Below are 11,968 nucleotides of genomic sequence, written 5' to 3'. Positions count from 1 at the left end.
GACGAAGCTGCCGCCGGAACCGGCGTCTCGCGCCCGGCGCCCGCGTCCGCCGCGCCTGGCCGGGCCTTGGCCGCCGCCGCAGGCGGGGAATCCAGTGGCTTGACGTCTATCGGGTCTCCGATCACCGCATTGGGGGTCACGTCCGCATCGGTGGCCGAAGCGGGTCCCTTTGCCCCGGTCAGCTGACAGGCGGACAGAAGCGGCGCGGCGCACAGCAGCAGGACGGCAAGGGACAGGCGACGTGGCATCGGTCTCTCCGGTTCGCGCCAACACCTGCCTTGAACCGCCCCGCACCGCAAGTCCCGTCAGTAGGGCCAGGGATGCGCCCGGTGGGTTTCCGCGATCTCGTCCAGCACCTCTGACGACAATGTGACCGAAGCCGCGCCGATGTTGGTCCGAAGCTGCTCCAGCGTCGTGGCCCCGATGATCGGGATCGTGGGGAAGGGCCGCGTCCGGCAGAAGGCGATGGCCATCTGGCAGGGGTCGAGCCCGTGCCGCGCCGCGATCCCCAGATAGGCCGCAACTGCCGGAAAGACCCGGGGCGTGATCCGGCCCGACAGGTCGGGGTTCAGGCTGCGGCGCGAGCCTTCGGGGATCACGTCGCCCGCGTATTTCCCCGACAGAAGCCCCGCGGCAAGGGGCGAGAAAGCCAGCAGCGGCATGTCCTCGACGATGGACAGTTCGGCCCAGTCGGTGTCGAACTGGCGGCAGAGCAGCGAATATTCGTTCTGCACCGTGGCCATGCGCGGCAGGCCCAGCGTGTCGGCCAAGTGCAGCCAGCGCGCCGCCCCCCAGACGGTTTCGTTCGACAGGCCGAAGGCGCGCACCTTGCCCTCGGCCACCAGCGCCTGGGCCGTGGTCAGGAAATCGGTCATCTGCGCCGTCTCCACCACCTTGTCGATGCCTTTGGGCGCATAAGACCAGGACTGGCGGAAGTGATAGCTGCCTCGGTTCGGCCAGTGCAGCTGGTAAAGGTCGATGTAATCGGTCCGCAGCCGCCGCAGGCTGGCCTCGCAGGCCGCGCGCAGCGTGGCGCCGGTGGTGGGCTCTCCCGGGCGGATGATCTGGCCTTTGCCTGCAACCTTGGTCGCGATCACCAGCCGGTCACGCCCGCCGCGGCTGGCCAGCCAGGACCCGATGATCTCTTCCGTCCGGCCCACGGTTTCGGCGCGCACCGGGTTCACCGGATACATCTCGGCCGTGTCCCAGAAGGTCACACCCCGGTCTACCGCCATGTCGGCCTGCGCGTGCCCTTCGGCCTCGGTGTTCTGCGTGCCCCAGGTCATCGTGCCGAGGCAGAGTTCGGATACGGTCAGGCCGGTCTTGCCGAGGGTCAGCTTCTGCATGCGAGATTCCTTCTGTTGCCGCAAGGCTAGGGCGGATGTGTGACAGGGCAAAGGGTCGGGCTTGAGAACATTGCAGGAACATTCTAGCTTTTCCGCATGAGTCTGCCCATCCAGGAAAAGGCGGCCCATCCGGTCCGCGACCTTTGCCCGCTGTTCGGCGACCTGTCCCTGCGCCGGGGCCGGGTGCATGAGTTCTGCGGGCCCTCGCGGATCATGCTGGCTGCGCGCATCATGGCGCGGACCGAGGGGCCGGTGGTCTGGATCCGCCCCGGCTGGGTGGCCGAACGGCTGAATGCGGCGGGGCTTGCCCCCCTCGCCGATCCCGCGCGGCTGATCCTGGTGCAGGCGGGCCGGGACGAAGGGCTTCTGTGGGCCGCGGAAGAGGCGCTGCGCTCCGGCGCCGCCCCCCTGGTGGTGGCCGAACTGCTGGCGCCCCCCGCGCTGACCCCGACCCGCCGCCTGCATCTGGCCGCCGAGGCCGGGGCCGAGGCCGCCCGCCGCGACGGTGCGCCCGCGCCGCTGGGGCTGATCCTGCTGCCGGGAAAGGGCGGCGCGCAGGGGATCGAAAGCCGCTGGCATCTGGCCCCTGCCCCCAGCCGCGCCCTGCTGTGGTCGGACGAGGAGAACTTCACCCTCACCCGGCTGCGCGCGCGGCTGGAGCCTCCGGCCAGCTGGTCCCTGCGCTGCGACCCTTCGGGCGCGCGGCTGGAGCCCCGCCCCCTGGCCGAGGTCTGACCGGCGCGACCCGGCGCCGCGACGGGCCGCACGGCAGTTTGATTTGGCGGGGCAGGCCTCTGGTGCCAACCCTGCCACAAGCACGGGAGGGACCGCCATGCGCCGCCTTGCCCTTGCCGCCCTTCTGGCCCTTGGCCTGGTGCAGCCCGCCCTGGCCGGGACCGTCGCCTACCGGATGGATGCCGCAAATTCGACCGTGGCGTTCGAAACCGACTTCGGTGCCGACAAGATCACCGGCGCGTTCCCGCTGGCAAAGGCCGATCTGCGGCTCGACTTCGCCAATGTCAGGAACTGCACGGTGGACGTGGCGCTGGACGTGACCGGGGCGACGGCCAGCTTTCCCTTTGCCGCGCAGGCGCTGAAGGGCCCCAAGGTGCTTGCCGCGAAACAGTATCCCCGGATGACCTTCACCTCGACTTCGGTCAGGGGCGCAGGCGACGCGGCCGAGGTCACGGGCAACCTCACCATCCGCGGCGTGACCCGGCCTGTCACGCTGAAGGCGCAACTTTTCCGCCCCAGGGGCAGCGCGCCGGATGCGCTGGACCATCTGACCGTGAAGCTGACCGGCCGCGTCAACCGCAGCGATTTCGGCGCGACCAGCTGGTCCGACATGGTGGGGGATGAGGTCCGCATCCTCATCACCGCGCGCATCGACGCCCAGGGCTGACATGCTGCGGAACGGCCCTTCGGAGTTCGGCCTTGTGACCCGGCTGATCCACTGGGCGATGATGCTGCTGGTCATCGGCCAGCTTGCCCTCGGCCTGCGCATCGCCGACATGGAGCCGGGGCTGGCCAACCTCTGGCTCTACGGCCTGCACAAGACCATCGGCTTCGGCATCCTCGCCCTGATCCTCCTCCGCATCGGCTGGCACATCCTCAGCCCCCCACCCCCGCCTCTGGGCCCCCGCAACGCGGCCTTCTGGGCCGCCCGCGCCGCGCATTGGGCGATCTACGCGCTGCTGATCGCCATTCCGCTGACCGGCTGGGCGGGCAGTTCCGCCACCGGGATCGACGTGATGATCGCCGACCGCTGGACCGTCCCGCCGCTGGTCGAGGCCTCCGAAGAGGCCGAGGCCTTCTGGTTCCGCCTGCACGACATCCTCACGAAACTCCTGATGGCGCTGGTCACCATCCACATGCTGGGCGCCTTCAAGCGCGAGATGGAGGGCGACGGCACCCTGACCCGGATGATCCGGGGCCGCGCCCGCTAGCCCTTTCCCCGCACTTGGGCTAAGCAGGCGCCGGACTCAGGCAAGGCGCAGACATGGCACGCATCCTCATCACCTCGGCCATTCCCTACATCAACGGCATCAAGCATCTGGGCAACCTCGTGGGCAGCCAGTTGCCCGCCGACCTGTTCGCCCGGTTCAACCGCGCGATGGGGCATGAGGTGATGTTCATCTGCGCCACCGACGAACACGGGACGCCGGCCGAACTCGCCGCCGCCAAGGCCGGCAAGCCGGTGGAAGAGTACTGCGCCGAGATGCACGAAGTGCAGAAGAAGCTGGCCGAAGGCTTCCGGCTGTCCTTCGACCATTTCGGGCGGTCCTCCAGCCAGCGGAACCACCGGCTGACCCAGCATTTCGCCGGGAAACTCGCCGAAAACGGCCTGATCGCGGAAGTGGTGGAAAAGCAGGTCTTTTCCATCGACGACAACCGCTTTCTGCCCGACCGCTACATCACCGGCACCTGCCCGAACTGCGGCTATGAGGCCGCGCGGGGAGACCAGTGCGAGAACTGCACGAAGCAGCTGGACCCGACCGATCTGATCAACCCCCGGTCATCCATCAGCGGCAGCACGAACCTCGAGGTGCGGGAGACGAAGCACCTCTACCTGAAACAGCGCGCGCTGAAGGACAAGCTGGAGGCCTGGATCGATTCGAAGACCGACTGGCCGATCCTGACCACCTCGATCGCCAAGAAATGGCTGAACGACGGCGACGGGCTGCAGGACCGGGGGATCACCCGTGACCTCTACTGGGGCATCCCGGTCAAGAAGGGCGATGAACCCTGGCCGGGGATGGAGGGCAAGGTCTTCTACGTCTGGTTCGACGCGCCCATCGAATACATCGCCGCCACCGCCGAATGGGCCGATGCGCAGGGTCTGGACGATGCCGCGTGGGAGCGCTGGTGGCGCACCGACAAGGGTGCTGCGGACGTGACCTATTATCAGTTCATGGGCAAGGACAACGTGCCCTTCCACACCCTGTCCTTCCCCGCAACGATCCTGGGGTCGGGCGAGCCGTGGAAGCTGGTCGATTACCTCAAGTCCTTCAACTACCTCAACTATGACGGCGGCCAGTTTTCCACCTCGCAGGGGCGCGGTGTGTTCATGGATCAGGCGCTGTCGATCCTGCCTGCCGACTACTGGCGCTGGTGGCTGCTGAGCCACGCCCCGGAATCCAGCGACAGCGAGTTCACCTGGGAAAACTTCCAGACCTCGGTGAACAAGGATCTGGCCGATGTGCTGGGCAACCTCGTCAGCCGTGTGACCAAGTTCGCGGTGTCGAAGTTCGGCAACGAAGTCCCCGCGGGCGGCAGCTTCGGCCCGCTGGAGACGGCGCTGATCGCCGATCTTGGCGCGCGGATCACCGATTACACCCGCTTCATGGAACAGATGGAGGTCCGCAAGGCCGCCGCCGAGCTGCGGGCGATCTGGGTCATCGGCAACGAATACCTGCAATCGGCTGCGCCCTGGTCGGTGGTCAAGACCGACCCCGAGCAGGCCCAGGCCATCGTCCGCCTGGCGCTGAACCTGATCCGGGTCTATGCGATCCTGTCCGCGCCGTTCATCCCCGATGCCGCCGCCACGATGATGCAGGCCATGGGGTCGGACGACTGGACCTGGCCCACCGACATCCCCGCCGCGATGCGGACCCTGCCTGCCGGCCAAGGGTTCACCGTGCCCGAGAACCTGTTCCGCAAGATCACCGACGAGGAACGCGCCGACTGGCAGGCGCGCTTTTCCGGCATCCGCAGCTGACCTTTCGCTGCACGGCAGAACAGATTTCGTTTGCAAGCGCAGAAACCGCCCCCTGACGGGCGGTTTTTCGCTGATTACGGCAAACCAAGGAACAAAATTCTGCCGAGCTTGAAAACTTGGGGATCAGAACCACACGCAGAGGTGGTATCTTCTGACCATCGAGACCGAGTCGCTGCCACATCTGGCCCGGTTCCGACCCGCCGCCCGACTGTCTGCCCAGTCAAGGAGAGCCGAGATGACACAAGTTCTGCCCAGGCGAAGCCGTCCTGCCGGAAACTATGCCGCCGTTGCCCTGTTCCTTGCCGTGTATGTGGGTGTTCTGGTCTTCGTCTTCGCACCCAAGGACATCTTCGCCGTCCAGTCGCCGACGGCGCTTTTGCAGACCGACTGACCCGTCAGATGATCGCAGCCTCGACCATGGCCTGACCGGCGGCGATCCGGTCGAAGTGGAAGGGGCGCATGTCCAGGCTGCGATAGCCGCCATGCAGGATCCATTCCGCCGTCGCCCGCCCCATCGCGGGGGATTGTTGCAGCCCGTGGCCTGAAAAGCCGTTCAGGAACAGGAAATTGCCGATCTCGGGATGCGGCCCGGTGATCGCGTTCTGGTCCAGCAGGTTGTAGTCGTACTGCCCGGCCCATTCGTTCACGACCTTCACCGCCTCGAAGGCCGGGATGCGGGTGGCGATGACGGGCCAGATCTTGTCCAGCCAGATGTCGGGGTCCATGGCGAAGTCGTCGGGATCGGCTGCCGGGTCCACATCGGCATGGCCGCCGGCCATGTAGGTCCCGCCGCCGACCTCGCGCACATAGACGCCGGTGGGGTCGATGGTCAGCGGCAGGGGCCGGTCCAGCGGCCGTTCCGCCTGGATCACCCAGTTGTATCGTTTGCGCGGCTCGACCGGGATACTGATCCCCGCCATCGCCGCGACCCTGGCCCCGCGCGTGCCCGCGGCATTGACGACCATGCCGCAGCCGATGCGCCGCCCCGAGGCAAGCCTGACCCCCGTCACGCGATTGCCCGACAGGTCCAGCCCGGCGACTTCGTCGGCCAGATACTCCACCCCCGCCTCGCGCGCCTTGCGGCGGAACCAGTCGAACACGGTGTAGCCGTCGAAATAGCCCTCGTCCCGGGTGTTCAGGCTGCCCAGCAGGATGTCGTCCAGCCGGTAGAAGGGGTATTCGGCGGCGATCTCCTCCGCCGACAAGAGCCGCGTTCCCGCCCCCGCCGCCGCCTGCACTGCCTGATTGGCGCGCAGGACATCGGCGAAAGCCGGAGTGTCGGCGAGATAGAGGTAGCCGAAGTTCTGGATCTTCAGCGCAGGGATGCGGTCGTCCCCGCCCATCCGGGCGCGCAGGGACTGCACGAATTCGGCGCCGAACTGCGAGATGCGGATGTTCAGCTCGGTGGAAAACTGCTGGCGGATGCAGGAGAAGCTCAGCGCGGTGGCGGCCCTTTCATAGGAGGGGTCGCGTTCCACCACCAGAACCCGGCCCGGAAAGCCCATCTGCGTCAGCCACCAGGCGGTGGACGACCCCATGATCGCCCCGCCGATGATGACCACATCATAGCTGTCCCGCGCCGGTTCCGTCCGAAAGCCCTGCATGTCCGCCGCCCCTGTTCCCTGCGCACCGATCTATCGTAGCGCGACGGGGCGGTAAATGCGGCGCATTCAGCCCTGCGCAGGTGGAATGTCCACCGAATGCAGCCAGGGCTTGATGTCCAGAAGCGGCGTGCCGTCGTAAGCGTCCAGCGCATCGACCTCCAGCACGCCCGCGCCCGCGTCCAGGGCCAGCAGCCGCACCACTCCCACCGCGATCGGGTTCGGACGCGACGGCGCACGCAGGGCAAAGACGCCGGTCGGCGCCTCGCGGTGGGTGGGATGCAGCACGATCATGTCGCGCCGCGCCGCCCCGGTCCAGTAGAGCAGGATCACCGGCTGCCCCGGTTGCAGACCGTCCAGACCGGCGCGAAACGGCGGATCGACCTCGACCCGGAACACCCCGCCCGCCGCGCGCGCCTCGCGCAGGTTCTTCGGGCAGTTGCCGCGCGACCAGGGGCTGCGCAGGCGACCGATGAAGCGCAACCGGGCGTCGTCGGCCACCCGCGCCGGGTCGAAACTCAGCGCCACTTCGCCCCGGCGCGCGGGAGTGTCGGCGGGATCATGCTCCATGCCGCAACCTTTCGGACCGGCCCGGAACATCCCGGGCCGCTCCAGTCCTGACAGAGGCGCCTGCGCCCCGCAATCCGCTTCGTTCAGCCGCCGGTGCCGTGGCCCATCTTGGAATGATCCATCTTCGAGTGATCATGGCCCTGGCCCTCGCCCATCGGCGCGTCGACTTGGAACTCGACCTCGACCCGGCCGGCACGCTCGAAGATCAGCACGGCCTTGTGCATCTCGCCTTCGGTCAGCGGGGCCTTCAGCCCCATGAACATGACGTGATAGCCGCCGCGTTCCAGATTGACCGTCTGGCCCGGCGGGATCTCGATGAAATCGACATGCTCCATCGTGCCGACGCCGTTCGCGTCAACCTTGCTTTCATGCACTTCGGACTTCATCGCGATGTCGCTTTCGACCCCGATCAGCCGGTCGGGCTCGGAGCCGTTGTTCACGATCGCCATGAAGCCGCCCGCCGCCTTGGCGCTGGCCGCAGGCTGCGGGATGTAGGGGTGGATGATCTGTAGATCGCCCACGGTGACCTCGTGCGCCAGCGCGGGGCCCGACAGGAAAACGGCGGCCAGCAGGGCCAGGATACGGGACATGAGAGAGACTCCTTTCACAGATTGATCGGGAAAATGCCCCCCTTGGACCAGTGCCAAGGGGGGCCAGGTGTTGGCCCGAACGGGACGTGGGACGCCTCCCACCATGCGGGCCACGGGAAACATCAGCTGACCAGCCGCTTCAGCGGCGGGACGGCAGAGAGGATCACGAGGTCCAGCACGATGACGGCCAGAAGCGTCAGGCCCAGCATCGGGAAGGCCAAGGACAGCGCCAGCGTGATCAGAAGCGCGCCCTTGGCATAGGGGATGTCGGCCGGCCGGGGCGGCGCACCCAGCCGCGCGGCCGAGGGGCGGCGCTTCAGCCACATCACCAGGCCCGAAACCGACAGCACGATGATCGACAGGCAGAAGGCCGTGTTCAGCGCCAGATTCCAGACCCCGAGGTCGCCCTCGTGGAAGGCAATCCCCCAGGCCATCATCTTCGCGTAAGGCGAATAGTCGGCATAGCGCACATCGGCCAGCACGTTGCCGGTATACTGGTCGATGTGGATCGTCCGGTCGGCCGAGGGGTCCGGCCCGTCGTTCGACATGCTGTCATGGCTGATGGTCCAGACGCCCTTCTCATCGCCGGGCAGGTTCAGCTGGAAGCGGCGGTCAAAACCCAGCGTTCCGGCGAAGGCCGCGACCGTGTCGATGTTGACCGGCCCGCTGATCGCCGTCACCCCGGCCAGGGACCCGCTTTCCGGCAGCGGGGTCTGTTCCAGCGTCCAGGGCACCTCCTTCTCGGCGCCGTGGTTCATGCTGGCATGGGTGGCGTCCGACAGGGGCACGCTGTCCCATTTCTCGGCCGGGAAGGTGTTCCAGGCCTGCACGAACTTTGCCCCCCAAAGCCCGGCCCAGGACAGGCCCGAGATCAGGAAGACCACCAGCACCAGGCTGGCCCAAAGCCCGACCGCCCCGTGCAGCGATTTCCAGAAGCCGCGGCCCTTGCCGCCGACGCTCAGCGCCTGACGCCAGGTCGCGCCGTTGCGCGGCCAGTGCAGATAGAGGCCGGTGACGATCAGCAGAAGCCCAAGGCTCGCCGCTGCCTCGATCAGCCAGTCGCCCAGATCGCCGATCAGCAGCGTGCCGTGGATATCGCTGGCGAAGTCATACCAGCCCGCGCGCCAGGGGAAGGTCTCGACCACCTCGGCGGTATAGGGGTTCAGCGTGACGCCTGTGGTGTCCTCTCCGACAGCGACGGCTAAGGCCGCGACCCGGTCTGCGCCCATCGGGGCGATATACTGGGTTGCCTTGCCGCCCGGCACGGCTGCTTCGGCGGCGGCCTGCAAGGCGCTTGGCGGCAGGGGGGCGGCGCCGGGGGTGACATGGGCGCGCTCTCCGTTCAGCTCGGTCACGGAACTGACCCAGAGCATGATGAGGCCCGTCACGGCCAGCATCAGGAGGAAGGGGATGACATAAAGCCCGGCATAGAAGTGCCAGCGCCAGACGGCGAAATACAGCCGGTTGGGGGTTTGGGTTTCGGTGGACACGGGATTGCCTCCGGTTCGCGTGGGGATGGACAGGCCCGGGGGGGGGCCTGCGCTGCGGCACGGGAAGGCGGCGTCGGATCGGGAAGAAGGGCGCCGCCGTCAGGCGACGGGCGGGCCTTGCGGGCGGTGGGCCGCGCCTTGCGCCCGGGCCAGCGCGCGGGTCTCGCGCGGGGCGATGACGGCGGCGTGGAAGGCGAGGTCAAGGTCGATCAGCGGCAGGAGCGCGGTCGGCAGATCGGCCGCGCCGGTGATGTGGCAGGCGAGGCACTCCGCCCCGCCATGCGCCGCGCCGCCCGAATCATCGCCGCAGATATCGCCAAGGCTGATCCCCGAGGCGATTGCATAGGCCAGCGCCTCGTCCTGCGCCGCGTCCTGCGGCACGGGCATGCGGTGCGCAAAGCCGGTCGCAACCAGCGCAAGCGTCATCAGCGCGAACAGCGCCATCCGGTGCAGGCGAAGGATCCCCGTGATCGTCATGTGTCCGGAATGACGCAACTTGCGGCGCGCGTCAACGGCCCAGCGCGGACGGGCCATGCGGCGAAACGGCCCGGCTTGCGTCCCCGGCGGGAATGGCGGAAGACTGCGCGGGCCCCCGCCCCATGCCCGGAGCCGTCATGTCCGCCCCCGTTCCCGTCTTCGACGGCCACAACGACCTTGTCCTGAAAATCGCCGCCGCCGGTGCCGCGCGCGATCGGCTCTGGTTGCAGGGCGACGGGGCCGGGCACCTGGACCTGCCGCGGATGCTGAGCCATGGCTTTGCCGGGGGCTTCTTCGCGGTCTACATCCCCTCGCCCGAAACCGCCGACGTCGCCGCCTATCACACGCTGATGGACAACCCGCCCTATGACCTGCCGCTGCCCGCGCTGATCGACCACGGCACGGCCCAACCCGTCGCGGTGGAAATGCTCGGCCATCTCCTGTGGATGGAGCGCGCCTCGGAAGGCCGCTTCCGCTGGTGCCGCAGCGCCGCCGGGATCCGTGCCGCGATGGCCGAGGGCGTCGTCGCCGGGGTCCTGCATTTCGAGGGCGCCGAGCCCATCGGCCCCGACCTCGACGCGCTGCACCTCTTTCACGCGATGGGGCTGCGGTCGCTCGGCCCGGTGTGGAGCCGCCCGACGATCTTCGGTCACGGCGTCCCGTTCCGCTTTCCGTCCACCGGCGACACCGGGCCGGGGCTGACCGATCTGGGGAAGGCGCTGGTCCGCGAATGCAATGCGCTGCGCATCATGGTGGACCTGTCGCACATGACCGAGGCCGGGTTCTGGGACGTGGCGCGCCTTTCCGACGCGCCGCTTGTGGCCACCCATTCCAACGCCCATGCCGTCACCCCCTCCAGCCGCAACCTGTCGGACCGCCAGCTGCGGGCCATCGGCGAGAGCGGCGGCATGGTCGGCCTGAACTTCGCCACCTGCTTCCTGCGCCCCGACGGTCGGGAAAGCCCCGAGATGACGCTCGACCCGGTCATGCGGCATATCGAGCACCTGCTGCGGCTGGCGGGCGAGGACTGCGTGGGTCTTGGTTCCGATTATGACGGTGCGACCACGCCCCAGGACATGGGCGGTGTCGAAGGTCTGCCGGTCCTGATCCAGGCGATGCGCGACATGGGGCTGGGCGATGCGCTGATCGACAAGATCGCCCATGGCAACTGGCTGAGGCTGCTGGAACGGACCTGGGGCGGCTGAAGCCCCGGTCGCCGTTGACGCCGCCGATCTACGGCGCGACGCCGATGGCGCCCGGGGAGGCTTACCTCAACGCCTCCCGCAACCCTTCGGCCAGATCGACGAACCGCTCCGACAAGGGATTCGACCGCCGCCAGACCAGCCCGATCGTCCGGCCCGGCCGAGGCTCGTTCAGCCGGTGCAGCACCACCGGGGCCGAGCGGCTTTCCACCGCCGCCGCCATCTCGGGGATCAGCGTCACCCCGATCCCTGCCCCCACCATCTGCACCAGCGTGGACAGGGACGAGCCCTCCATCAGCTCGCCCGTCGGACCCTGCGGCAGCTTGCAGGCCGCAATCGCCTGGTCGCGGAAACAATGCCCCTCCTCCAGCAAGAGCAGCGGAGCCGCGGGCAGATCGACCAGCGGCGGCACCGGCAGGTCCCGCGCGCTTTCGTGGCGCACCAGAAGGAACTCCTCGTCCAGAAGCGGATGTTCGATCAGCGCCGGCTCGGACACGGGCAGCGCCACAAGCGCGAGGTCCAGCCGCCCCTCGTGCAGGTCGCGCAAGAGCTTGGGCGTCACCGCCTCGCGCGGGCGGAGGTCGAGGCCCGGAAACCGCCCCGACAGATCCCGCATGACCCGGGGCAAAAGATAGGGCGCCACCGTCGGGATCACCCCCAGCCGCAGCCGCCCCGACAAGGGCCCGCCCGAGGCGCGCGCCAGCGCGGCCAGTTCATCGACGCTGCGCAGGACGTCGCGGGCGCGCTGTGCGAAATCCTCGCCCAGGGGCGTCAGGCGGATCTGCCGGGGCCCGCGTTCGACCAGGGGCGCGCCGAGGATGTCCTCCAGTTCCTTGACCTGCAAGGACAGCGCCGGCTGCGAGATGGCCGAGGCCTCGGCCGCGCGGCCGAAATGGCGGTGGCGGGCCAGCGCCTCGAAATAGCGGAGATGTTTCAGGGTGAGTTGCGACATAGGGTCAGCTTATCGCAGCGAT

The 11,968-nt window shown here is 68.3% G+C and carries 14 protein-coding genes; 6 read left to right on the top strand and 8 right to left on the bottom strand.

What is annotated here, in order from left to right; translation table 11 throughout:
• Both G8O29_RS16485 and G8O29_RS16480 read right to left on the bottom strand, forming a co-directional pair.
• Nucleotides 1-248, bottom strand: a 248-nt coding sequence (locus tag G8O29_RS16485; protein WP_207623923.1) for a hypothetical protein, incomplete at its 3' end; no start/stop codon positions are given.
• 57 nt (nt 249-305) lie between these two features.
• A complete protein-coding gene (locus G8O29_RS16480) occupies nt 306-1,346 on the bottom strand; it encodes an aldo/keto reductase (protein WP_166404321.1) in 1,041 nt (346 codons plus the stop codon).
• A gap of 96 nt (nt 1,347-1,442) precedes the next feature.
• On the opposite strand from G8O29_RS16480, the gene G8O29_RS16475 reads away from it, so the two are divergent.
• The 5 genes from G8O29_RS16475 (at nt 1,443) to G8O29_RS16455 (ending at nt 5,455) form a co-directional block, all read left to right on the top strand.
• Nucleotides 1,443-2,081, top strand: a complete 639-nt coding sequence (locus G8O29_RS16475; RefSeq protein WP_166404320.1) for an ImuA family protein — start codon at nt 1,443-1,445, stop codon at nt 2,079-2,081.
• A 97-nt stretch (nt 2,082-2,178) separates the two neighbouring features.
• Entirely contained in the window at nt 2,179-2,748 is a 570-nt protein-coding gene (locus G8O29_RS16470) for a YceI family protein (RefSeq protein WP_166404319.1), read from the top strand.
• 1 nt (nt 2,749) lies between these two features.
• On the top strand, nt 2,750-3,292 hold the full coding sequence (locus G8O29_RS16465; RefSeq protein WP_166404318.1) for a cytochrome b: 543 nt from the start codon (nt 2,750-2,752) through the stop codon (nt 3,290-3,292).
• A 53-nt stretch (nt 3,293-3,345) separates the two neighbouring features.
• Entirely contained in the window at nt 3,346-5,064 is a 1,719-nt protein-coding gene (gene metG, locus G8O29_RS16460; RefSeq protein ID WP_166404317.1) for a methionine--tRNA ligase, read from the top strand.
• Nucleotides 5,065-5,299: 235 nt separating this feature from the next.
• Complete coding sequence (locus G8O29_RS16455) at nt 5,300-5,455, top strand: hypothetical protein (protein ID WP_155523094.1); 156 nt, start codon at nt 5,300-5,302, stop codon at nt 5,453-5,455.
• Nucleotides 5,456-5,459: 4 nt separating this feature from the next.
• Here the strand turns inward: G8O29_RS16455 and G8O29_RS16450 are convergent, their stop codons facing one another.
• The 5 genes from G8O29_RS16450 to G8O29_RS16430 form a co-directional block, all read right to left on the bottom strand.
• Nucleotides 5,460-6,668 carry an NAD(P)/FAD-dependent oxidoreductase gene (locus G8O29_RS16450; protein WP_166404316.1) on the bottom strand — a complete coding sequence of 403 codons (1,209 nt, stop codon included), beginning with the start codon at nt 6,666-6,668 and terminating at the stop codon, nt 5,460-5,462.
• A gap of 66 nt (nt 6,669-6,734) precedes the next feature.
• The gene (locus G8O29_RS16445) at nt 6,735-7,235 is read right to left on the bottom strand and encodes an SAM-dependent methyltransferase (RefSeq protein ID WP_149078876.1); all 501 of its coding nucleotides are present in this window, start codon (nt 7,233-7,235) and stop codon (nt 6,735-6,737) included.
• Nucleotides 7,236-7,318: 83 nt separating this feature from the next.
• Nucleotides 7,319-7,825, bottom strand: coding sequence for a copper chaperone PCu(A)C (locus G8O29_RS16440; RefSeq protein ID WP_166404315.1), 507 nt, complete (start codon nt 7,823-7,825; stop codon nt 7,319-7,321).
• 122 nt (nt 7,826-7,947) lie between these two features.
• A complete protein-coding gene (locus G8O29_RS16435) occupies nt 7,948-9,315 on the bottom strand; it encodes a PepSY-associated TM helix domain-containing protein (protein WP_166404314.1) in 1,368 nt (455 codons plus the stop codon).
• Between the two features lie 99 nt (nt 9,316-9,414).
• Nucleotides 9,415-9,792 (bottom strand): hypothetical protein, encoded by a 378-nt coding sequence (locus G8O29_RS16430; RefSeq protein WP_166404313.1) that lies wholly within the window; start codon nt 9,790-9,792, stop codon nt 9,415-9,417.
• 137 nt (nt 9,793-9,929) lie between these two features.
• Here G8O29_RS16430 and G8O29_RS16425 point away from each other — a divergent pair, with 137 nt between their 5' ends.
• On the top strand, nt 9,930-10,997 hold the full coding sequence (locus tag G8O29_RS16425) for a dipeptidase (RefSeq protein ID WP_166404312.1): 1,068 nt from the start codon (nt 9,930-9,932) through the stop codon (nt 10,995-10,997).
• Nucleotides 10,998-11,058: 61 nt separating this feature from the next.
• Here G8O29_RS16425 and G8O29_RS16420 read toward each other — a convergent pair whose 3' ends face one another.
• Nucleotides 11,059-11,946: a LysR substrate-binding domain-containing protein gene (locus G8O29_RS16420; RefSeq protein WP_166404311.1), complete on the bottom strand. Its 888-nt coding sequence runs from the start codon at nt 11,944-11,946 to the stop codon at nt 11,059-11,061.
• Nucleotides 11,947-11,968: the final 22 nt, after the last annotated feature.

Origin of the sequence: Rhodobacter calidifons (assembly GCF_011174775.1) — a bacterium.
GTDB lineage: Bacteria > Pseudomonadota > Alphaproteobacteria > Rhodobacterales > Rhodobacteraceae > Tabrizicola > Tabrizicola calidifons.
This window is presented reverse-complemented; position numbering and strand designations above follow the sequence as displayed.